The 249-nt window shown below is 47.4% G+C and carries 1 pseudogene; it reads right to left on the bottom strand.

Annotated elements, in window-relative coordinates:
• Window positions 1–249 (bottom strand): annotated as a pseudogene (locus ACM03V_RS34545) (hypothetical protein); the annotation flags it as partial.

The following is a 249-nucleotide window of genomic DNA, read 5'->3' as shown; positions in this document are numbered from 1 at the left end:
CTGTCAGCTAATTCTTGGGCTGCTTGTCTGTCAGCTAATTCTTGGGCTGCTTGTGTGTCTGCTAATTCTTGGGCTGCTTGTTTGTTGGCTAATTCTTGGGCTGCTTGTTTGTCTGCTAATTCTTGGGCTGCTTGTCTGTCTGCTAATTCTTGGGCTGCTTGTCTGTCTGCTAATTCTTGGGCTGCTTGTTTGTCTGCTAATTCTTGGGCTGCTTGTTTGTCGGCTAATTCTTGGGCTGCTTGTCTGTCG

Source organism: Calothrix sp. CCY 0018, assembly GCF_963920925.1.
Taxonomy (GTDB): domain Bacteria; phylum Cyanobacteriota; class Cyanobacteriia; order Cyanobacteriales; family Nostocaceae; genus Rivularia.
The sequence above is the reverse complement of the archived record's forward strand: the minus strand, read 5'-3'. Positions and strand labels throughout refer to the sequence as shown.